Origin of the sequence: Mesorhizobium abyssinicae (assembly GCF_049887195.1) — a bacterium.
GTDB lineage: Bacteria > Pseudomonadota > Alphaproteobacteria > Rhizobiales > Rhizobiaceae > Mesorhizobium > Mesorhizobium abyssinicae.
The window spans coordinates 16,376-38,249 of sequence record NZ_JARAKC010000005.1 but is presented as its reverse complement, the minus strand read 5'-3'; the positions used below and the strand labels follow the sequence as shown (position 1 = coordinate 38,249).

At 63.9% G+C, this 21,874-nt stretch carries 20 protein-coding genes; 11 read left to right on the top strand and 9 right to left on the bottom strand.

Annotated elements, in window-relative coordinates; genetic code table 11:
* Window positions 1-70 precede the first annotated feature (70 nt).
* Window positions 71-265, bottom strand: coding sequence for a DUF2735 domain-containing protein (locus PU724_RS13055; RefSeq protein ID WP_354421651.1), 195 nt, complete (start codon window positions 263-265; stop codon window positions 71-73).
* Between the two features lie 309 nt (window positions 266-574).
* On the opposite strand from PU724_RS13055, the gene PU724_RS13050 reads away from it, so the two are divergent.
* Window positions 575-1,615, top strand: coding sequence for a glutamine synthetase beta-grasp domain-containing protein (locus PU724_RS13050; RefSeq protein ID WP_292348912.1), 1,041 nt, complete (start codon window positions 575-577; stop codon window positions 1,613-1,615).
* 260 nt (window positions 1,616-1,875) lie between these two features.
* On the opposite strand, the gene glnA is transcribed toward PU724_RS13050, so the two are convergent.
* Window positions 1,876-3,285, bottom strand: coding sequence for a type I glutamate--ammonia ligase (gene glnA, locus PU724_RS13045; RefSeq protein ID WP_127286113.1), 1,410 nt, complete (start codon window positions 3,283-3,285; stop codon window positions 1,876-1,878).
* 51 nt (window positions 3,286-3,336) lie between these two features.
* Window positions 3,337-3,675, bottom strand: a complete 339-nt coding sequence (locus PU724_RS13040) for a P-II family nitrogen regulator (RefSeq protein WP_006205430.1) — start codon at window positions 3,673-3,675, stop codon at window positions 3,337-3,339.
* A 357-nt stretch (window positions 3,676-4,032) separates the two neighbouring features.
* On the opposite strand from PU724_RS13040, the gene PU724_RS13035 reads away from it, so the two are divergent.
* Both PU724_RS13035 and PU724_RS13030 read left to right on the top strand, forming a co-directional pair.
* Window positions 4,033-5,568: an NAD(P)H-hydrate dehydratase gene (locus PU724_RS13035; RefSeq protein WP_354421654.1), complete on the top strand. Its 1,536-nt coding sequence runs from the start codon at window positions 4,033-4,035 to the stop codon at window positions 5,566-5,568.
* Window positions 5,568-7,568: a hypothetical protein gene (locus tag PU724_RS13030; protein ID WP_354421656.1), complete on the top strand. Its 2,001-nt coding sequence runs from the start codon at window positions 5,568-5,570 to the stop codon at window positions 7,566-7,568. The genes PU724_RS13035 and PU724_RS13030 overlap by 1 nt, the downstream gene beginning before the upstream one ends.
* A gap of 6 nt (window positions 7,569-7,574) precedes the next feature.
* On the opposite strand, the gene waaF is transcribed toward PU724_RS13030, so the two are convergent.
* A complete protein-coding gene (gene waaF / locus PU724_RS13025; protein ID WP_354421658.1) occupies window positions 7,575-8,594 on the bottom strand; it encodes a lipopolysaccharide heptosyltransferase II in 1,020 nt (339 codons plus the stop codon).
* Window positions 8,595-8,750: 156 nt separating this feature from the next.
* On the opposite strand from waaF, the gene PU724_RS13020 reads away from it, so the two are divergent.
* Entirely contained in the window at window positions 8,751-9,146 is a 396-nt protein-coding gene (locus tag PU724_RS13020; protein ID WP_354421660.1) for a DUF6165 family protein, read from the top strand.
* A gap of 395 nt (window positions 9,147-9,541) precedes the next feature.
* Here the strand turns inward: PU724_RS13020 and PU724_RS13015 are convergent, their stop codons facing one another.
* Window positions 9,542-11,074: an acyl-CoA carboxylase subunit beta gene (locus PU724_RS13015; RefSeq protein ID WP_354421890.1), complete on the bottom strand. Its 1,533-nt coding sequence runs from the start codon at window positions 11,072-11,074 to the stop codon at window positions 9,542-9,544.
* 407 nt (window positions 11,075-11,481) lie between these two features.
* Here PU724_RS13015 and PU724_RS13010 point away from each other — a divergent pair, with 407 nt between their 5' ends.
* A complete protein-coding gene (locus PU724_RS13010; RefSeq protein ID WP_354421662.1) occupies window positions 11,482-12,903 on the top strand; it encodes a DEAD/DEAH box helicase in 1,422 nt (473 codons plus the stop codon).
* Window positions 12,904-12,999: 96 nt separating this feature from the next.
* On the opposite strand, the gene PU724_RS13005 is transcribed toward PU724_RS13010, so the two are convergent.
* Window positions 13,000-13,977 carry an alpha/beta hydrolase gene (locus PU724_RS13005; RefSeq protein ID WP_354421664.1) on the bottom strand — a complete coding sequence of 326 codons (978 nt, stop codon included), beginning with the start codon at window positions 13,975-13,977 and terminating at the stop codon, window positions 13,000-13,002.
* A 68-nt stretch (window positions 13,978-14,045) separates the two neighbouring features.
* On the bottom strand, window positions 14,046-14,894 hold the full coding sequence (locus tag PU724_RS13000) for an SDR family oxidoreductase (RefSeq protein ID WP_354421666.1): 849 nt from the start codon (window positions 14,892-14,894) through the stop codon (window positions 14,046-14,048).
* A 215-nt stretch (window positions 14,895-15,109) separates the two neighbouring features.
* Between PU724_RS13000 and PU724_RS12995 the strand changes: the two genes are divergently transcribed.
* The 4 genes from PU724_RS12995 to PU724_RS12980 are packed head-to-tail and all read left to right on the top strand — an operon-like array spanning window position 15,110 to window position 18,342.
* Window positions 15,110-16,144, top strand: coding sequence for a cysteine synthase A (locus tag PU724_RS12995; RefSeq protein ID WP_354421667.1), 1,035 nt, complete (start codon window positions 15,110-15,112; stop codon window positions 16,142-16,144).
* A complete protein-coding gene (locus PU724_RS12990) occupies window positions 16,144-16,887 on the top strand; it encodes an alanyl-tRNA editing protein (RefSeq protein WP_354421669.1) in 744 nt (247 codons plus the stop codon). The genes PU724_RS12995 and PU724_RS12990 overlap by 1 nt, the downstream gene beginning before the upstream one ends.
* A gap of 34 nt (window positions 16,888-16,921) precedes the next feature.
* A complete protein-coding gene (gene sseA, locus PU724_RS12985; RefSeq protein ID WP_354421671.1) occupies window positions 16,922-17,773 on the top strand; it encodes a 3-mercaptopyruvate sulfurtransferase in 852 nt (283 codons plus the stop codon).
* Between the two features lie 5 nt (window positions 17,774-17,778).
* Window positions 17,779-18,342: a GNAT family N-acetyltransferase gene (locus tag PU724_RS12980; protein ID WP_320320908.1), complete on the top strand. Its 564-nt coding sequence runs from the start codon at window positions 17,779-17,781 to the stop codon at window positions 18,340-18,342.
* Window positions 18,343-18,354: 12 nt separating this feature from the next.
* Here PU724_RS12980 and PU724_RS12975 read toward each other — a convergent pair whose 3' ends face one another.
* On the bottom strand, window positions 18,355-18,765 hold the full coding sequence (locus tag PU724_RS12975; protein WP_354421673.1) for a GFA family protein: 411 nt from the start codon (window positions 18,763-18,765) through the stop codon (window positions 18,355-18,357).
* Window positions 18,766-18,948: 183 nt separating this feature from the next.
* Between PU724_RS12975 and PU724_RS12970 the strand changes: the two genes are divergently transcribed.
* Window positions 18,949-19,506, top strand: a complete 558-nt coding sequence (locus PU724_RS12970) for an OmpA family protein (RefSeq protein ID WP_127393534.1) — start codon at window positions 18,949-18,951, stop codon at window positions 19,504-19,506.
* A gap of 266 nt (window positions 19,507-19,772) precedes the next feature.
* On the top strand, window positions 19,773-20,240 hold the full coding sequence (locus PU724_RS12965; RefSeq protein ID WP_127393535.1) for a DUF1203 domain-containing protein: 468 nt from the start codon (window positions 19,773-19,775) through the stop codon (window positions 20,238-20,240).
* A gap of 367 nt (window positions 20,241-20,607) precedes the next feature.
* Here PU724_RS12965 and ald read toward each other — a convergent pair whose 3' ends face one another.
* Window positions 20,608-21,723 (bottom strand): alanine dehydrogenase, encoded by a 1,116-nt coding sequence (ald, locus tag PU724_RS12960; protein WP_127311806.1) that lies wholly within the window; start codon window positions 21,721-21,723, stop codon window positions 20,608-20,610.
* Window positions 21,724-21,874: the final 151 nt, after the last annotated feature.

The following is a 21,874-nucleotide window of genomic DNA, read 5'->3' as shown; positions in this document are numbered from 1 at the left end:
CTCAAAGCAAAAGCCCGGCGTGAGCGATCACGCCGGGCTTTTCCCATCCTGAAATCCCTGGAGGGCTCGATCAGCTCTTGCGCTGCGTGCTCTCTTCCTCAATCGCCGCCTCGTGGTACCAGCCATCAAAATCGGCATGCGTGTTGCGCAGCGAGGCAAGCTCTGCCGCGAACTTGGCCTTTGCGCCTAAATTTGAGGCAGATTTGCGCCCTGCCAGGGGGAACATCAAAATCTTTGCCGACGGACGGGGCGGGGTGACTTGCATTGGCGATCTCCCTTCTTCTCCAGGAGCCTGTCGATTCATCTACTTTCCAAGATAGTGGTTGCGACTCATTTAGGCAATATGCCCACAAAAAGATCAATATTTGCACTATTTTTGTGCAAACTATGCTTTTGATCGATCTGAACGCATCGCTGAGGCGGCTCAGCAAATTCAGCGCTTTGTGACGACCATTTTGCCGCACCCACCACTGCCGGAGTGGCACACGAATTGCTTTTTAAGACGCGGCAGGTCGGCTCGGCCCGGCCATGCGTCGTCGCCCGGCGCGGTGATCAAGCAACGAGAGGCTCTAGAATGACCAAATACAAGCTCGAGTATATCTGGCTCGACGGATACACACCGGTCCCCAATCTTCGCGGCAAGACCCAGATCAAGGAATTTGCCGAGTTCCCGACGCTCGAGCAGCTGCCGCTGTGGGGCTTCGACGGCTCCTCGACCCAGCAGGCCGAAGGCCACAGCTCCGACTGCGTGCTGAAGCCGGTCGCCGTGTTCCCGGATCCGGCCCGCACCAACGGCGTGCTGGTGATGTGCGAAGTGATGATGCCCGATGGCGTGACGCCGCATGTCTCCAACAAGCGCGCCACCATCCTCGATGACGAGGGCGCCTGGTTCGGCTTCGAGCAGGAGTATTTCTTCTACAAGGACGGCCGTCCGCTCGGCTTTCCCGAGAGCGGCTACCCGGCGCCGCAGGGCCCGTACTATACCGGCGTCGGCTACTCGAACGTCGGCTCGGTCGCGCGCCAGATCGTCGAGGAGCATCTCGACCAGTGCCTCGCCGCCGGCATCAACCATGAAGGCATCAACGCCGAGGTGGCCAAGGGCCAGTGGGAATTCCAGATTTTCGGCAAGGGCTCCAAGAAGGCCGCCGACCAGATGTGGATGGCTCGCTACCTGCTGCAGCGCCTGACCGAGAAGTACGGCATCGACATCGAGTACCACTGCAAGCCGCTCGGCGACACCGACTGGAACGGCTCGGGCATGCACGCCAACTTCTCGACCGCCTATATGCGCGAAGTCGGCGGCAAGGCCTATTTCGAAGCGCTGATGGCTGAGTTCGACAAGAACCTGATGGATCACATCGCCGTCTACGGCCCGGACAACGACAAGCGTCTGACCGGCAAGCACGAGACCGCGCCGTGGAACAAGTTCAGCTACGGCATCGCCGACCGCGGCGCCTCGATCCGCGTGCCGCACTCGTTCGTCAAGAACGACTACAAGGGCTATCTGGAAGATCGCCGTCCGAACTCGCAGGGCGACCCCTACCAGATCGCTTCGCAGATACTGAAGACGATCGCGGCGGTACCGGCCAGCGGCCAGGTTTCGGCTGCCGCCTGATCCGCTCGGCGCGCGTTCGCGCCGCAACAGAATACTCTGCGACCAGAAGGCCCCGGCGGAAACGCCGGGGCTTTTTTTGCATGGAGATCGCCCAAGCGGCGGCACGGAAATCGCGCACGCGGGGAAACACGCTGACGGCAAGCCTGCGCGTCGCCTGTTGAGCACCGGCTCGCGATAGCTCGCATCATCACCATGGACGACAATGAAAAAGCCCCCGGAGGAGACCTCCGAGGGCTTCAAATCTCAATCCGATCAGAAGTTTAGATCGAGTAGTACATGTCGTATTCGACCGGATGCGGGGTCATCTCGAAGCGCATCACCTCGGCCATCTTCAGCTCGATGTAGCTGTCGATCTGGTCGTCGTCGAAAACGCCGCCGGCCTTGAGGAAGCCGCGGTCCTTGTCGAGGCTCTGCAGCGCTTCGCGCAGCGAGCCGCAGACGGTCGGGATCTTCTTCAGCTCCTTCGGCGGCAGGTCATAGAGATCCTTGTCCATCGGCTGTCCCGGGTGGATCTTGTTCTTGATGCCGTCGAGGCCGGCCATCAGCATGGCGGCGAAGGCGAGGTAGGGGTTCGCGCCCGGATCGGGGAAGCGGACCTCGACGCGCTTCGACTTCGGCGACGAGCCGAACGGAATGCGGCAGGACGCCGAGCGGTTGCGCGCCGAATAGGCGAGCAGCACCGGCGCCTCGTAGCCCGGCACCAGGCGCTTGTAGGAGTTGGTCAGCGGGTTGGTGAAGGCGTTGATCGCCTTGGCGTGCTTGATGATGCCGCCGATGTAGTAGAGGCAGCTCTCCGACAGCCCGGCATATTCATTGCCGGCGAAGGTCGGCTTGCCGCCCTTCCAGATCGACTGGTGGACGTGCATGCCCGAACCGTTGTCGCCGAAGATCGGCTTCGGCATGAAGGTGGCCGTCTTGCCGTAGGCGTTGGCGACCTGATGCACGACGTACTTGTAGATCAGCATCTTGTCGGCGTTGCGCACCAGCGTGTCGAACTTGATGCCGAGCTCGTGCTGCGCGGCGGCGACCTCATGGTGATGCTTCTCGACGCGCACGCCCATTTCGGCGAGCACGGTCAGCATTTCCGAGCGCATATCCTGAGCGGAATCGATCGGCGGCACGGGGAAGTAGCCGCCCTTGATGCGGGGGCGATGGCCGAGATTGCCGGTCTCGTAGTCGGTGTCGTCGTTGGACGGCAGTTCGGTGGAGTCCAGGCGGAAGCCGGTATTGTAGGGATCGGCCTTGTACTTGACGTCGTCGAACACGAAGAACTCGGCTTCCGGACCGACGAAGATCTGGTCGCCGATGCCTTCCGACTTCATGTAGGCCTCGGCCTTCTTGGCGGTGCCGCGCGGGTCGCGGTTGTAGGATTCGCCGGAGACCGGATCGAGGATGTCGCAGAGGATGACCATGGTCGACTGGGCGAAGAACGGATCCATGTGCACCGTGTCGGGATCGGGCATCAGCACCATGTCGGACTCGTTGATCGCCTTCCAGCCCGCAATCGAGGAGCCGTCGAACATGACGCCGTCGGCGAACATGTCTTCCTCGACCTCGACGACATCCATGGTTACGTGCTGCAGCTTGCCCTTCGGATCTGTGAAGCGCAGGTCGACGAACTTTACGTCGTTGTCCTTGATCTGCTTCATGATGTCTTTGGCTGTCGTCATGTCATGTATCCCTGTGTGACGTTTTTTTGATGATGACGTTGCAGAAAGGCGTCAGACGGCGTCCATCCCGGTCTCACCGGTACGGATGCGCACGACTTCCTCGATGTTGGAGACGAAGATTTTGCCGTCGCCGATGCGGCCGGTCTGCGCCGCCTTGCGGATGGCCTCGATGGCGCCTTCGACGGCGTCGTCGCCCAGCACCACCTCGATCTTCACCTTGGGCAGGAAGTCGACGACATATTCGGCGCCGCGATAGAGTTCGGTATGGCCCTTCTGCCGGCCGAAGCCCTTGGCCTCGGTCACGGTGATGCCTTGCAGTCCGGCCTCCTGAAGCGCTTCCTTCACTTCGTCCAGCTTGAATGGCTTGATGATCGCTTCGATCTTTTTCATGTAAAACGTGGCCTCCACTGCCAAAAAGACGGGTTGTGTGCCCCGCTTGCGCTTCGATCAAGCACGAACTGTGCCAGTCCGGACGGATTCGAAGCGCCATTGGGCGATTTCACTACCATGCCGCGTCCCGATGCGCATTCGCGTCATTCGCTGCATTGGAAGCGTCATCGACGCTCGAAGCCTATACATTGCTGACCCTCCCGTCCGCACAATAATTAGGCAAATAGCGCAATCTGCAGGCAGTTTTGCCAGTTGGCGCATCGCATCGAACGATGCGTTTATAGGCAATGGCAGTGTTCGCTGTTTGCTTCAAATCGAAAACTGGACAATGCTTCACCGGAGGGCGGACGGCAATCCATGAGCAACGAACTTTTATCTCCGGTTGAAATGGCCGAGGCCGACCGGCTGGCAATCGCGACCGGCCCGTTCGACGGCATCGGCCTGATGCGGCGGGCCGGCGCGGCGGTCGCGGCCGTTGTGCTGGCGCGTTACCCGGCCGCGACGCCCGTACATGTGCTGTGCGGCCCCGGCAACAATGGCGGCGACGGCTATGTCGTGGCGCGGTTGCTGGCCGAGGCCGGCGTCGATGTCGCGATGTGGGTATCGGGCAAGCCGCGGGCCGGCAGCGACGCCGCGATTGCCGCGGCGGAGTGCCCGGTCGCGCCGAGGCCGCTGACGGCTTTTGCCCCTGATTTCGGCTCAATCGTCGTCGATGCGCTCTACGGGGCAGGACTGTCGAAGTCGCTGCCCGTCGACGCTACGAACGCCATCGATTTTGCCAAATCCCTGCTCTTGCCGGTTGTTGCAATCGATTTGCCTTCGGGAGTCTCCGGCGATACCGGTGCAGTGCTTGGGGAAGAAGCTTTTCGGGCCGACATCACCGTTACCTTCGCTCGAAAAAAGCCCGGGCATCTGCTGCTGCCAGGTCGCGAACTCTGCGGTGAGATCGTGCTTGCCGACATCGGCATCCCCGACAGGGTCTTCAACGACCTCATTCCAAGAACGTTTGAGAATAAGCCGGCTCTCTGGGTCGGGAACTTGCCAGTTCCGGCCACCGACGCGCACAAATACAAACGTGGCCATGCCGGGGTGTTTTCCGGCGGGCCGTCGACAACCGGCGCCGCGCGCTTGTCGGCGCTTGCCGCCGCGAGGGCAGGGGCAGGAGCGGTAACCGTGCTGTCGCCAGCGGACGCCATGCAGATAAATGCCGCGCACCTGACCGCGATCATGCTGCGCAGGACCGACACCGTAGCCGACCTGAACAACTTCATCGGCGAGCGCCGGCCTTCGGCCTTTGTTCTCGGACCTGGCTTCGGCGTTGGCGAGAGGACACGGGATGTTGCCTTGGCGATACTGCGAGCCGGGCGGCAAGGCGCTGCCAGCGGGATCGGCGGGCTGGTCCTCGATGCCGATGGCATCACCTCGTTTCGCGATGAGCCTGCGAGCCTCTTTGAAGCTACTCACGAGCCGCACGCGCCCGCATTGGTGATGACACCGCATGAAGGTGAGTTTGCTCGCCTGTTTCCGGACATTGCCGCAGACAAAAACCTCTCCAAACTAGCCAAGGCGCGCGCAGCCGCCCAGCGAGCCAATGCGGTCGTCGTCTACAAGGGCGCCGATACGGTGATTGTGGCACCGAACGGCCTCGCGGCCATCAACGGCAACGGCGCGCCCTGGCTTGCCACGGCCGGGTCGGGCGACGTGCTGGCGGGCATCATCGCCGGCCTTCTGGCGCAAGGCATGGCAGTGTTCGCAGCGGCGGCGGCGGCGGTCTGGATCCATGCCGAGGCTGGCGGCCGCTTCGGTCCCGGGCTGATCGCGGAGGACCTGCCGCTGGCCATGGTGCCGGTGCTGCAGGAACTGGTTGAAGCAAAACAGGCGGATGCCATCTGATGGGGCGGTTCGCTCTCGTCATTGCGGCTGTCGTCGCGCTGTTGGTACCGTGCGGCGCTCGCGCTGAGCAGCCGGTGACCATCGTCGACGATCCGTCCGTGCTTGCCGCGCTCGATGCCAAGGGATTCTCATTCGCCGGCGTGTTCAGCGTCGACGGCAAGGATGATTTGAAGACACTCTACGACGAGGCACCCGCCTATCACGCCATCGTCGAGATGGTGGCGGGCGATGTCGCCGGCCTGCGCGCCGAGATGAAGGCCGGCGGGCGCAACCTCTACGAGGTCACCGACGGCAATGTCGGCCGCATCATGGACATGCGCTGGCTGAAGACGGACGCGGCTCGCTTCCGCCTGGTCGGCGTCGTCAACCGTCTCGACCGGCGCGACTTCGCCACTTTGAACGGCGACAAGAGTTGCGGCGAGGTGCGCTTCATCTACCGCCTGGCCTACAGTTTCAGGAAGAACGGCAAGGTCCTGGCCTCGCGCCTGCCGTTCAATTTCAATGCCGTCTACAGCGTCGCTCCGGATGTCGACGGCGGTTGCGTCGGGGTTGCCGGGCGCTGGACGCCGCAGCTCGACGAGGCCGTCGATGCCGGCTGGCTGGCCGGCGGGCCGCTGGAGCCGGAAGAACTGACCTTCAAGCAGCTGGAACTCAACGCGCAAGTGGTGCGCTTTCCCTCCGGCCAGGAGACCGAATTCGGCGGGCAGGCCGCCTACCTCATGCGGATTTTTGGGATCGGTGGCGCCACAGGCAGCGAAAAGCCGCTGGAGAACACGCCTGACGTCGCGCGGCTGTCGGAAGATGCCGTGCTCAAGAAAAAGCTCGCCGACTATGTCCGGGCCAATGTCGGCGCGGTCGATCTCGGCGTCTATGAGATGCCGGACGAATTCCTGGCGAAGAAGGTCATCTCATGGTCGACCTTCGGCAGCGCCAGGCAGGCCAACCATCCGTTTACGTCGCTGTTCGAGCCCACGGATTTCGCCGGGCTCGACTATTCCGGGTTGAAGCTGGCGCGCACGCCGGAGGCGCTGGTCGAACGGCTGGACAACGGCGCCTGCCAGGGCTGCCATCAGGCCGGCTCCACCGCCGGCTTCCATTTCATCGGCCTCGACGACAGGACAACGTCGCCGCTCAACCGCATCGAGGTCGGCATCTCGCCGCATCTCCATGCCGAGATCACGCGCCGCGAGGCCTGGCTGCGCGCCGTGACCGAGGGCAAGGAGCCGAACCGCTTCCGCCCGTTCTCATTCGCACCGCCGGCCGAATGGAGGGATGCCGGCGAAGTCTCCTACGTGCCGGCCGAGATGGCGATGCCGTGCCTGATGCCGGAGGACGCCGCCCGCTTCGGCCAGACCTGGCAGTGCGGCGGTGGCACCATCTGCACGCCGCTCGCCACGGCTTCGGGCGTGCGCACCAGGCTGGCGCAATGCCTGCTGCCCAAGGACAGCAAGGCGATGTTTTCCGGCCATCCGTGCCTGAGCGGCTCGATCGCCAGCAATGAAGCGCAGCCCTTCAACGATCGCTACACCGTGACCGGCCAGTTCGCCGCGTTCGCCTCCGACATTTCACGCACCGCCTACACCTGTCGGCCGCCGAAGATCGGCGTGCCGGCCGGCATCGCCTATCGAGCTTGCGACGACAAGGACCGCAGCTTCGCCGCCTTCAAGGCCGGCAAGCCGATGCCGAACGAGATCTGCGGACTGGTCGGCGGCAAGAAGTTCGATACCTGCGTGGCGACAAACAATTTCGACCAGTGCCTCGGCGGCGCCGTCAATCGCGGCAACCGGCCGGCCTGCTCGGCGGACCATTTCTGCCGCGAGGACTATATGTGCCAGTCGCTGCCGGCGGACACGCCGGGCGCCGCCAAGGTGAAAGGCATCGGCTTCTGCTCGCCGACCTATTTCATCTTCCAGATGCGCATCGACAATCACGCAACGCCCTGGGCGAGCGCGGCACGCGCCACCATGGGTGCGGGTTTCGGAGCGGCGCAAGAGGAGTAGCTGATATCAGGCGCCTTGCTGGCGGCGCGGTTCCGCGAAGGCACCGGCCAGCGCCTCGCGCACCCGTTCCTCGCTGACCCCCGATGTATCCTCGATCCAGCTCGGGGTCGAAATGGGCGGCTCGAGAAAGCGGACATGGTCGTTGACCGGCCCATGTATGTAGGAAAGGTTCGAGCCGAAGATCTGCACGCAGGGAACATTCAAGGCCGCGGCAGCATGAGACATGCCGCCATCGACGCCAAGGAACAGCGCCGACGCGCCAAGCTGATACATCACGTCGAGCAGCGGCGTCGTGGTGAAATCGACCGCTTGCGGCAGCTCGGCGCGAATTCGGTTCGCCGCATCGTGTTCGCGAGGACCGCCGACGATCCATACCGCCCAGCCGCGATTGGAATGGTCCTTGGCGACCGAGATAAAGCGCTCCATTGGCCACGATCGGGAGCTCGTCATGTCTCCGGTGAAGATTGCCAGTGCCGGCTTGCCGGCCTCGACCCCGGCACGGCTGCGCCATTCATCCAATTCCGCGGCCGGGATGACCAGCTGCGGCGCTGGCCAATCGACGTTGGCCGGCCTCGCGTCTAGGGTGGCGATGGAGCAAACCTCCTCATAGAGACGCGTCTTGCGCGGACCGAACGCCCACAAATGGCGCAGCCAGCCGGCTGGGAAGCGATTGACCAACCCGAACTGCAGCTCCTGCGGGTAGCCGATGCGCTCCGGTATGCCGGCCATGAAAGGTATCAGGGCGGCTTTGATTGAGCTCGTCATGAGATAGGCCGCGCCATAGTTCTGCTGGCGAAGCTCGCGCACCAGGCTGCGGCGCTCGGCCAGGCCGAGCTCCATATGCCGTTTCTTCAGGGGCCAGGCTTTGCGGACATGCGGCATGAACCGCGCAAAAGAGACGTTGCCGGGCGAGGTCACGACATCGATCGGGCGCTCGGGAAACCGCTCCGCGAGGATGCGGATGGCCGAATGACAGCGGACGAAATCGCCGACCGCCGGAAAGCCGACCAGGAGGATTGGATCCAAGACACATACCTTTCGATTCGTCGGCGTCGGCGCAGCCGCCGCCATCCGGGAGATTGACTTGGCTCGTTTCGGCTGCCTATTGCCGCTGCTCCGTCCGGTGGGTCCATATTCCTCGCCGGCGATGTTTGACAAGGCTCATCAGAAAAGGGCAATTGCATGGTCCGCCCCATACTCGTCGAGATCGCCCCCGGCGAACTGCTGGACAAGATATCGATCCTCGAGATCAAGGCGGCAAGCATCGCCGACGCGTCCAAACTGGCCAACGTCCTGCACGAACTGGAGGAGCTATCGCGCGTTCGCGACGACCACCTCCCGGCGTCGGAGACGCTGGCCGGCCTTTACGCGGAACTGAAGGCCGTCAACCAGGCGCTCTGGGTCATCGAGGACGATATCCGCGTCGAAGAACTCAACAAGCGCTTCGGTGATCGTTTCATCGAACTCGCCCGCGGCGTCTACCGAACCAACGACCGCCGCGCCGCGCTGAAGCGCGAGATAAACGTGTTGCTCAGCTCCGCCCTAATCGAGGAAAAATCCTACGAAAACTACGAGTAGGACCGCCGCTTAGCGCTGGGAGATAGTCCTCCATCCGCTCGGTCCATCTGTTGTTAAACCCGGCGATCTGTTGTTCGGCCGTCTCTGGGTTCAGCAGCGTCGAGAGTGCTGGCCGCTGTATCGGTTCGATCTCAGGCGTCTCCACGTATCCAAGCGCGGCCAGACGCTGTGCCCATGACGGGTGTGTCGACTTGCCATCATCCGGACGTTCCCACGCCCTTTGGGCGCAACCGTTCAGATACTGGCTTTGCGACAAGTCTGCGGCCATTTCTAGAAGGCGGGCAAGCGGCGGTCGAGGCGGTCGCAAGGCTCCCATGATCTCGCGCCGCAGGCGGACAGCACCGCGAACCTGCCGAACCGCCGCCCAGCGCTGATGATGAAGCGCGACATTCAGGTCACAGCGGGATGTTGTCGTGCTTCTTCCAGGGGTTCTGCATGTGCTTGTTGCGCAGCATCCTCAGCGCCCGGGCGACGCGGCGGCGGGTCGAATGCGGCATGATCACCTCGTCGACATAGCCGCGTTCGGCGGCGACGAAGGGCGACAGGAAGCGGTCCTCATAAGCCTTTGTATGCGCTGCTATCTTTTCCGCATTTCCGATGTCCTTGCGGTAGATGATCTCGACCGCGCCCCTGGCGCCCATCACCGCGATCTGCGCCGTCGGCCAGGCGTAGTTCATGTCGCCGCGCAGATGCTTCGACGCCATGACGTCATAGGCGCCGCCATAGGCTTTGCGGGTGATGACGGTGATCTTCGGCACGGTCGCCTCGGCATAGGCGAACAGAAGCTTGGCGCCATGCTTGATCAGCCCGCCATATTCCTGCGCGGTGCCGGGCAGGAAGCCCGGGACATCGACGAAGGTGACGATCGGAATGGAAAAGCAGTCGCAGAAGCGCACGAAGCGCGCCGCCTTGCGGCTGGCGTCGGAATCGAGCACGCCGGCCAGCACCATCGGCTGGTTGGCGACGAAGCCTACCGTGCGGCCCTCGACCCTGCCGAAACCGGTGACGATGTTTTTCGCAAAGCTCTGCTGGATCTCGAAGAAATCGCCCTCGTCGGCAACCTTCAGGATCAATTCCTTGATATCGTAAGGTTTGTTGGCGTTGTCGGGGATCAGCCGGTCGAGCGACAGGTCGTGGTCGGTGACCGACTGGTAGCACTCGATTTCCGGGATTTCCGAGGTGTTGGAGGCAGGCAAGAGATCGACCAGCCGGCGCATCTGCAACAGCGCCTCGACGTCGTTGTCGTAGGCGCCGTCGGCGATCGAGGATTTGGTGGTGTGGACCGAGGCGCCGCCGAGGCTCTCGGCGGTCACCGTCTCGTTGGTGACGGTCTTCACCACATCCGGCCCGGTGACGAACATGTAGGAGGTGTCGCGCACCATGAAGATGAAGTCGGTCATCGCCGGCGAGTAGACATCGCCGCCCGCGCAAGGGCCCATGATCAGTGAGATCTGCGGGATGACGCCGGAGGCCAGAACATTGCGCTGGAAGATTTCGGCATAGCCGCCGAGTGCCGCCACGCCTTCCTGGATGCGGGCGCCGCCGGCGTCGTAGAGGCCGATGATCGGCGCGCGGTTGCGCAGCGCCATCTCCTGCACCTTGATGACCTTCTCGGCATGCGCTTCCGACAGCGAGCCGCCGAACACGGTGAAGTCCTTGGCGAAGATGTAGACTGGCCGGCCATTGACCGTCCCCCAGCCGGTGACGACCCCGTCGCCGGCGATCTTGGTCTTCTCCATGCCGAAATCGGTCGAGCGATGCTCGACATACATGTCGAACTCCTCGAACGAGCCCTCGTCGAGGAAGACATCGATGCGCTCGCGGGCGGTGAGCTTACCCTTCTGGTGCTGGGCGTCGATGCGTGCCCTGCCGCCGCCCATGCGGGCGATCTCGCGGCGGCGCTCGAGTTCCTTCAGCACGTCCTTCATCGCCGGTCCCCCAAACGGATAGGTGCGTTTGTCGTAAATGATGCGGGCAGGGGAGTGCAAGCGCCGCTTTCGCCGCCGTTTTGCTGCATTGCAGCATGCAGCCCTTGCATTTCGAGGCGAACTCGTCCATATGCGGCGGCATAGGCGCTTGGGCCGGCATTGTCCGGCCTTCTCGACGAATGAGACTGGTTGCGTCTGTTTTCCCTCTTTCCGGTATATCGGCCCCTCTTTCCGGTACATCACAAAGTGGCGAAAAAGCCCCGAGGCATGATGCTTGCGGGCACGACAGCGCAGCCGCGCGGACGTTCCGTCCGCCGCCTTGTCGTTCCATGACAATTTTTCGACGGCAGGTTGCGCCCTGCCGCCATCGATGTTGCGGCCAGAAGGCCGCGTGAAAGAAGATTATTTTGACCAACGAAAACACAGCGGAACAGAATGGTTTCGCCGCGCTCGGGATCTCCGGCGCGCTGCTCAAGGCCACTCATGCTGCGGGCTTCACGGATCCAAAGCCGATCCAGGTCCAGGCGATCCCGCCGCAGCTGGAAGGCCGCGACATTTTCGGCATCGCCCAGACCGGTTCGGGCAAGACCGCGGCCTTCGCGCTGCCGATCCTCTCGAAGATCATCGGACTCGGCACCAAGCGCCGGCCGAAGACCACACGTGCGCTGATCCTGGCGCCGACGCGCGAGCTCGCCGTGCAGATCGAGGACACGATCAAGATCCTCGCCAAGGGCGCGCATGTCTCGACCGCGCTGGTGCTCGGCGGCGTCTCGCGCTTCAGCCAGGTGAAGAAGATCGCGCCCGGCGTCGATATCCTGATCGCCACGCCCGGCCGGCTGACCGACCTGGTGCGTGAGGGCGATCTGATCCTCGCCGACACCAAATGGCTGGTGCTCGACGAAGGCGACCGCATGCTCGACATGGGTTTCATCAACGACGTCAAGCGCATCGCCAAGGCGACCGCGCCCGACCGCCAGACGGCGCTGTTCTCGGCAACCATGCCGGACGAGATCGCCGAATTGGCCAAGGGCCTGTTGAAGACCCCGGTTCGCGTCGAAGTCGCGCCGCAAAGCACGGCGGCGGCTGAGATCGTCCAGAGCGTCGTCCTTGCCCGCACCAAGCAGAAGCGCCAGGTGCTGTCGAGGATGCTCGGCGATGAAGCGATGAAGTCCGTCATCATCTTTTCGCGCACCAAGCATGGCGCCGACAGGGTGACCAAGGATCTCGATCGTGATGGCTTCAAGGCCGCCGTCATCCATGGCAACAAGTCGCAGAACGCCCGTCAGAAGGCGCTCAACGATTTCCGTGACGGTTCGGTGCGCATCCTGGTGGCGACCGACATCGCCGCGCGCGGCATCGACGTTCCCGGCATCAGCCATGTCGTGAACTTCGACCTGCCCGACGAGGCGGAGAGCTATGTCCACCGCATCGGTCGCACCGGTCGCAACGGCAGGGACGGCATCGCCATCACGCTTTGCGATCCATCCGAGAACGCCAAGCTGCGCCAGGTGGAGCGCATCATCCGCGCCAAGCTGCCGATCACTGCCGACCATCTCGGCAGCCCCGATCCGCAGCGCGATCCCAAGGAACGGAACGAGCGCCATTTCGAGCCGGCCAATGATCGTGCCGACCACAATGGTCGCCGCGACGGCCGGCGTCCGGGCGGCGGCAACAACGGCTCCGGCAAGAAGCGGTTCGGCGGCAAGCCGAACGGCGAGCGGCCGTTTGCGGCAAAGCCGCAAGGCGAGCGTCCGGAAGGCCGCAAGCCGTTCAAGGGCAACAACAAGCGCCGCTTCGGCGGCAAGCGGCCGGCGACGCGGGCGGCTTGAAGCCTGCGGTTCGGCAAGCCTGCTTAATCTGACTGCCGACCAGTGAATGCGAGGGCGATCGTAGCGATGCTTCGGTCGCCCTTTTTCTTGTGACGGCTACTGCCCGGTCAGCGCCTTGACCCAGACGACGATCCGCTCCGCGAGGACGGCCGTTGTCGACGGCGACAGCGCGTCTCCGGCAATGACGTGGTTGTCGGCGTCGCCGGTGTCGTCGACCGGCACCAGCTCGTGGGGCGCGCCCCAGCGCCCGGCGATCTCGCGGGTGCGGTCTGGCCGCACCACTCTGTCCGAATCCGAAAAGATGAAGAGGGCAGGGATGGTCGCCTTTTCCACAGGCGCGGCATAGGCGAGTTCGGTCAGAGCCTGCATCGGCAGCGTCGCCGCCATCGGATATTGGTGGGTCCAGAACTTTTCATGCAGCGCGTTGCGGGTCGGGAAGCTGCGCTCCTTGCCGCCGACGAGTTCGGCGATCTGTTTGCCCCAGGGCTTGGTGAGCAGCTCCGCGCCGGACGCCTTGACGCCGAAGTTGGGCGATATAAACGCGATCGCCGCAACCCCGTCCGAGGCGCGCGGCTCTGTCGCGGCCCATGCCGCCAGCGAGCCACCCGTCGAGGTGGCAATGACGATCACCCTGTCGCCGATCGCCCGACCGATGGCGAGCGCCTCCTCGTAGTCGTTGATCCAGGCATTGACGCTGCCCTCGGCCATCGCGGCGCCGTCCTGGCCGTGGCCGGTGAGGCGCGTGTAGAACAGGTTGGCACCAAGCTCATCGGCGACGTCGTCGGGCAGCGGCCGGACCTCGCCCTTCGAGGCCGAGAAGCCATGGATGTAGACGATGGCCAGCGGCGTCTTGGCGTGAACCATAGGATTTGCCCAGATGATTTCCTTTTCCAACCCGTCGCGGATGTTGGGCACGGCAGCCTCGTCGCGCGCCAGATAGGCCTGCGGATCGTCGCCAATGATGGACGGGTCGAAACGGATCCTCGTGTCGACGGGTACGCGCGGGCCGAGAACAAAGGCCATGGAGAAGATGACAGCGAGCCCCAGTACCGCAAGCACGATCCGCCGCCCCATCAGAAGCTCCAAGCAACAATTCTCAACCTATGGCCGTGCCGTCTAACAGGCAATCGCCGTTCGCCAGATCAGCTCGCCTGGTCCGACGCCTGGTCGGCCGCGCCCGGCAGCTTGCGGTCGAAATTCAGCGGCCGCGCCCTCCAGCCGGTCGTGATGCCGATCACCCAGCGGCAGATCGGCCGCGGTAGAAGGCCGAGCAATTTCAGCGGCCAGCTTATGCGGTAGGGGAAGGTGACCTCGAAGCCGCCCTTCTCGATGCCGCGCACCATGCGGCGGGATGCGCGGTGGACAGGCATCAGCCCTGGCATCGGCAGCGTGTTCTTTTCCGTCAGCGGGGTGTCGACGAAGCCCGGGTTCATCACCTGAACCCTGATGTTCATCTTGTCGAAGTCGTATTTCAGCGATTCCGCCAGGATGTTGATCGCCGCCTTGGTGCCGCCATAGGCGGCGGTGGTCGGCCAGCCGGAATAGGCGGTGACCGAACCGACGAGAACGACATGGCCGCGCCCGCGCACGCGCATATGCTCGACGACAGGCACCAGGCCGTTGACGATGCCGAAATAGTTGACGTCGAAGGAGCGGCGGAAATCGCGCACCACGAGATGCTCGCCCGGCGTGGCGATGTAGTTGCCGGCATTGAAGACCGCGAGCACGATCGGCCCCATGTCCTTCTCGATCGCGGCGGCCGTCTTTGCCATCCCCGTCTCGTCGGTGACGTCGCAAGGAAACGACTTCACATGCCCGGGCATCTGCGCCGTCTCGACGATCAGCGTGTCGATCGGATCGTCCGCGAGCGCGCTCACCGCCACGGCGTAGCCCTTCGAGGCGAGATCCTTGGCCAGTGCGCGGCCGATGCCGCTGCTGCCGCCCGTGATCCAGGCGACGCCATGCTTCGGGTTGGCCCGATAGAGTGTCATGCTAAGTCCTGCCAGTGTGTCGGTAGTGCTCTAGCGGCGAAGGAATCGAATGAAAAGAGCGCTTTTCGGCGCAAGGTTGAAATGCGTGCCGGAACACGGCATCTGAATTCAGGAGATTGCAATGCCCGAAATGCGACTGGTCCAGGCGAATTCTTGCCTTGAAACCGGGCCTTTGGGTTTCTAGGGTCTCGCCTCGCTCATACAAGGAATCCTTGATGCCCCGTTCTGTGATCGACGCGATCGGCAACACGCCCCTGATCCGCCTCAACAAGGCCTCGGAAGCAACCGGCTGCGAGATCCTGGGCAAGGCCGAGTTCATGAACCCGGGACAGTCGGTCAAGGACCGCGCCGGCCTGTTCATCATCCGCGATGCCGAGCAGCGCGGATTGCTGAGGCCGGGCGGCGTCATCGTCGAGGGCACGGCCGGCAACACCGGCATCGGCCTGACGCTGGTCGCCAAGGCGCTCGGCTATCGCACGGTGATCGTCATTCCGGACACGCAGAGCCAGGAGAAGAAGGACACGATCAAATTGCTCGGCGCAGAGCTGATCGAAGTTCCGGCAGTGCCCTACAAGAACCCCAACAACTATGTGAAGCTGTCGGGGCGCCTGGCCGAGCAATTGGCGCGCACCGAGCCGAATGGCGCGATCTGGGCCAACCAGTTCGACAACGTCGCCAACCGCGACGGCCATATCAGGACGACGGCTGAGGAAATCTGGACCCAGACCGGCGGCAGGGTCGATGGGTTCGTCTCGGCGGTCGGTTCGGGCGGAACGCTGGCCGGCGTCGGGCTCGGGCTGAAGGCCAAGAGCAGCCAAGTCAAGATCGGGCTCGCCGATCCGCTGGGCGCCGCGCTCTACAGTTTCTACACCAGCGGCGAATTGAAGGCCGAGGGCAGCTCGATCACCGAAGGCATCGGCCAGGGGCGCATCACCGCCAACCTCGAAGGCTTCAAGCCGGACTTCTCCTTCCAGATCCCGGACGAGGAGGCGCTGCCGATCGTCTTCGACCTGATCCAGGAGGAGGGCTTGTGCGTCGGCGGCTCGACCGGCATCAACATCGCCGGCGCCATCCGGCTGGCACGCGAGCTGGGACCGGGCCACACCATCGTGACGATCCTTGCCGACTACGGCACGCGCTACCAGTCGAAACTGTTCAATCCCGAATTCCTGCGCGAGAAGAACCTGCCGGTGCCGGGCTGGATGGAAGAGAAGGCCGACATTTCGGTGCCCTTCGAAAAGGTCGCGTGATGGCGCACCGGACGGAAGCTCTGTTTCGTGACGACGCCTACCTGAAGGCGAGCGAGGCGGCGGTTGTCGCGATCAACGAGCGCGGCGGCATAATCCTCGACCGGACAATCTTCTACGCAACCTCGGGCGGCCAGCCTGGCGACACCGGCAGGCTTGAGCGTGCCGACGGCAGCCCGGTCGCGATCGCCGCCACCATCACCGGCGACACCAAGGACGAGATCATCCATGTGCCGGCGCCCGGGCAAGCGGCGCCCACGATCGGCGAGCGGCTCAAGCTCGCCATCGACTGGGAGCGGCGGCATCTTCTGATGCGCATGCACGCGGCCTGCCACCTGCTCACCGTCGTGTGTCCGTTCCCGATCACAGGTGCTGCCGTTTCCGAGGACGACAGCCGCGTCGACTTCGACATTCCCGATGCCAACTTCACCAAGGAAGATGTGACGGCGAGGCTGATGGAACTGGTGCGTGCCGACCATCCGATCTTCACCCGGCTGATCACCGAGGCGGAACTGGCGGCCAATCCCGGTCTTGTTAAGTCAAAGAATGTGCGCCCGCCTGTCGGTACTGGCAGGATCCGCCTCGTTTGCATCGGCGAAAATGCCTCGATCGACAGCCAGCCCTGCGGCGGCACCCATGTGAAGAGCACCGGCGAGGTCGGCGAGATCCATATCGGCAAGATCGAGAAAAAGGGCCGCGAGAACCGGCGTTTCCGCATCCGCTTCGGACCGATGCCGGCGATCTGATCGACGACACTGTTGCCGGATGGGAGGAGAAAGAATGGCCGAAGATAGTCCTTTCATCGTCGACGCGGATTGGCTGCAGCAGCGCCTTGGCGAGCCCGGCCTGACGATCATCGACGCTTCCTGGTACCTGCCGGCGCAAAACCGCGATGCGCGCGCCGACTATGAGGCGGCGCATATTCCCGGCGCCCGCTTCCTCGATCAGGACGCCATTTCGGACCCCGATTCCGGGCTTCCGCATACGCTGCCGTCGCCGCAAAATTTCGCGCAGTATGTCGGCGCCATGGGCGTTTCGGCCGACGACACGATCGTGATCTATGACGGCCCGGGCTATTTCTCGGCGCCGCGCGGCTGGTGGATGTTTCGGGTCATGGGCGTCTTCCAGGTCTACATACTGAGCGGCGGCTTCGATCGCTGGAAGGCGCAGGGCCGCCCGGTGACGGCGGAGCCGACGAAGATCGCGCCCTGCATCTTCCAAGCCGACTTCGATGCCGCGCGCGTCGTCGGCCTCGCCGAAATGCGCCGCATCGTCGACGGACGAGAAAGCCAGATCGCCGATGCACGATCCGCCGGCCGTTTTGCCGGAACCGATCCGGAGCCCCGCGCCGGCATCCGCTCCGGCCATATGCCGGGCGCGCGCAGCGTGCCGGTCACGGCATTGGCCGATAACGGCGAGCTTCTGCCCAGGGATCGTTTGCGCAAGGTGATCGAGGATGCCGGCATAGATCTGTCGAAGCCGGTCGTCACGTCATGCGGCTCGGGCATAACGGCGGCGGCGATCACGCTGGCGCTGGAGACGCTTGGCCACACCGACAACAGGCTTTACGACGGCTCATGGACCGAATGGGGCGGGCTTGCCGATACGCCCGTGGTGACGGGCAAGGAATGACCGTGATGGAAAACGGAGCGCTGCAGGACATCGACGTCACGGTAACGTTTCTCGAAATGCATGCGCCGCCGGCCGCGTCGCCGCCTGTCCCGTACAACCGGCAGATCGCGCTCCTGAAGACCAGGGATATTCCGCTGCATTTCTACCGCTACCTGATGGACCGGGTGGGGCGCAAATGGCATTGGGTGAACGTGCTGAGGCTGAACGACGAGGAGCTTTCGGCCGGCCTCCACCGCGAGGATCGCGACATCAGGGTGCTCTATCTCGACGGTGCGCCGGCCGGCTTCTTCGATCTCAAGCCGCATCTGCCGGAAGAGGTGGAACTCGCCTATTTCGGCATGATGGAGCATGCGCACGGGCAAGGCATCGGCCGCTGGTTCCTGGGCGCTGCGATATCGGCTGCCTGGTCGCATGGCCCGAAGCGGGTGACTGTGCAGACCTGCACGCTCGACCACCCGGCGGCGCTGCCGCTCTACCAGAAGCTCGGCTTCACGCCGGTGGCGCAGAAGAAGGAGATCGTGCACCCGCTTTCCTTCGCCGAGCGTTCGGCGAGCGTCATGCGGCCGTAGTGTCGATGCCGCCTAGGCCACCGGCGGCGGCTGGCCCTCGAAGGTCGGCAGCGAAGTGTCGATGCAGGCCCAGGCCGGCGCCTTGGCCGTCCATATCGTCGCCGCGGGCCTGATCATATTCGGATCGTCGAGCGTGCCGGCGCGCACGAAAATCAGATGCGGGCGCGACTCCGCCTCGCTGAAGAGATGCACGCCGCAGGCCGGGCAAAAGCGCCGGTGCATCCTGTTGCCGCTGTCGGCCACGCTCTCATAGTCGCCCGTCTCGCCGACGATCTTGATCCGCGCGGTCAGGAAGCAGACGCTCACCGCCGCGTTGCCGGCCGCGATATACTGGCAGAAGCGGCACCAGCACAGGCGCGTGGTGATCGGCTCCGCGCTGCTTTCGTAGCGGACTGCGCCGCACAGGCATCCTCCGGTGATCATCGGATCCTCGTCAGCTCCGTCAACCGCTGCCGCGTTCTTCCGGGATCATCATGGCGCGGAGCGACATGTCTGGCCAGTCGGAAAACTTGGCATCTGTTCGTTCATCCTCGCTTCAGGCTGACTTTGCCAAGGTGTCGGCAAGATCAACGCGCCCGTCAGAAGGACGGGCCGAAGGAGAAAGACATGCTGACCCGACGTACATTTGCCGTTGCCATGATTGCGGCACTTGCCATGCCGAGCCTTGCATTTGCACAGGCCACCACGCCTTCCGCCGCGACGATCGAGCGCCAGCTCGAGGCCGCGCCCCGGGTGAAGCTGCGCCCCAATCAGCGCGTCACCATCCGCGAATTCAAGCGCCGGCCGGATCTCAGGCGCATGGCGCGCTCGATCGACATCCAGTCGATCAACTTCGCCTTCGGCTCGGCTGCGATCTCGGAGTCGCAATACGGCAAGATCGACAACATCGCCGATGCGCTGCACCGCATCCTGCGGCGCGATCGCGGCGCCCGCATCCTGATCGAGGGCCATACCGATGCGGTCGGCTCCTTCCAGTCGAACCAGATCCTCTCGGAGCAGCGCGCCGCCTCGCTGAAGCGGACGCTGGTGCGCGAGTTCGGCGTGCCCGGCCATGCGCTCGAAACCGTCGGCTATGGCGAGGAGTTCCTGCTGGTGCCGACACAGCAGGAGAACTGGCGCAACCGCAGGGTGACCTTGCGCCGCTTCGACGACTTCATCCGATAGCGCCCGCGTCAGGCCTTCGCCTGGAAGAGCCCGGCTTGAATGAGCCGGCTCTTTCCATATCGCTTGATGTCCAGGGCCAACGAAGATCGCGCAAGAGGATCCGACGATGGCGATACGTGTGATAATGGCCGGCGCGACCGGCTGGGCCGGCAAGGCGCTGGTGCGCGGGCTCGACGCGCTCATCGACTGACGCTGCTTGGCAGGAATCGGGTGGGAAGCGTGCCGGGGACCGCGTAATTTCCGGTCAGCGATAGCGGAGACATGCCATGACCATCCAGTTCAAAGCGCTGCCGACCGACAATGTGAGAGCCCTGCAGCGCGGCGGGGCGGACGCGTACGGCCATACGCCGGAGCGCCAGGTTTCCGACGGCGACGGCGTGCCCTGCCGCCACTGCCTGAAGAACGTCGCCGCGGGCGATGCCTATCTCGTTTTGGCCTACCGGCCGTTTCCCGAGCTGCAGCCCTATGCCGAGACCGGGCCGATCTTCCTGCATGCGCAGGAATGCGCACGCGCGCCGGAGGACGCGGCGCTTCCCGAAATGCTCGAGAGCAGCGACTACATCGTGCGTGGCTATGGCCGCAACGACCGCATCGTCTATGGCAGCGGCGGGGTCATAGCGACGCCGGACATCGCAGCTCGCGCCGAAACGCTGCTCGAGCGCGACGACATCGCCTACATCCATGTCCGCTCGGCGCGCAACAATTGCTACCAGTGCCGCATCGAACGCGCCTGACGCGTTCCAAAAAATATGCCCGCCGATAGGCTGGCGGGCAGTTGGGGAAAAAGCCTGCGACAGAAGAGAAAGCCGCCTACAGGCCGATGCGACTAGGCATGGTTTTCGAATGCCGAATGTGAAGTGCTTCACAAAGGCACCACGGATCTGCGTGAATGTCGGGCGAGACTGTCGTATAGCCGTCGCAATTACTTGCTAAAAGGCAAGTGTTGATCGATTGCCGACCGCGGATGGACCGGCGGCACGTCTCAACGTCGAGGAAGCGGGGCTTTGGCTCCGCTTTTTTGTTGGCTAAATTGTTCCGCGCAAAGAAAAACCCGCCGGACGGAGCCGGCGGGCGACAGGAGGAACTCTCTTCGCGTGCCTGTCAGGCGGCGAGGACCGCCTTCGGCTCGACGAGCTCGTAGCCGAGCGCTTCGGCGACCGCGCGGTTGGTGATCTTGCCCTTGTGGACGTTGAGGCCGTTGCGCAGATGGTGGTCGTCGACAAGCGCCTTGAGGCCCTTGTCGGCAAGCTGCAGGCCGTAATGCAGCGTCGCATTGTTGAGGGCATGCGCCGAGGTGACCGGCACCGCGCCCGGCATGTTGGCGACGCAATAGTGGATGACGCCGTCGACCTCGTAGGTCGGCTCGGCATGGGTGGTGGCGTGCGAGGTCTCGAAGCAGCCGCCCTGGTCGATGGCGACGTCGACGAGCACGGAACCCTTCTTCATGCCGGACAGCATTTCGCGCGTCACCAGCTTCGGCGCCGCGGCGCCCGGGATCAGCACGGCGCCGACGACGATGTCGGCGGAGAAGCACTCGTCCTCCAGCGCCTCGACGGTCGAGTAGCGGGTGTGAACGCGGCCGCCGAAAATGTCGTCGAGCTGGCGCAGCCGTGGGATCGAGCGGTCGATGATGGTGACATCGGCGCCAAGGCCGGCCGCCATCTTGGCCGCATGCAGGCCGACGACGCCGCCGCCGAGCACGGTGACCTTGCCGGGCAGCACGCCAGGGACACCGCCGAGCAGCACGCCGCGGCCGCCATTGGCCTTCTGCAGCGCAGTCGCGCCGGCCTGGATCGACAGGCGGCCGGCAACTTCCGACATCGGCGCGAGCAGCGGCAGGCCGCCGCGGTCGTCGGTGACGGTTTCATAGGCGATCGCCGTGACGCCCGAAGCCAGCAGCCCCTTGGTCTGGTCCGGATCCGGAGCGAGGTGGAGATAGGTGTAGAGGATCTGGCCGTCGCGCAGCTGGACCCATTCGTTGGGCTGCGGCTCCTTGACCTTGACGATCATGTCGGACTTGGCGAACACGTCGGCGGCCGTCTTGGCGATGGTGGCGCCGGCGGCGCGGTAGGCGTTGTCGTCGGCGCCGATGCCGGCGCCGGCGCCGGTCTCGACCAGCACTTCATGGCCATGCGCGACATATTCGCGGACGGAGCCAGGCGTCAGGCCGACGCGATATTCGTGGTTCTTGATTTCCTTGGGGCAACCGACGCGCATTTTCTGTCTCCTGATCCGGCCCTTTGCGGGCGCGTTCCCTGTATTGGTCGAGTGAACCATGAATCGGCCCGCAAGTGTTTGCGAATGCGCTTGCGAGAACAGGCGCACTTCGATAATCGTTGCGCAAAACGTCCACATTTTCGCAGGAACC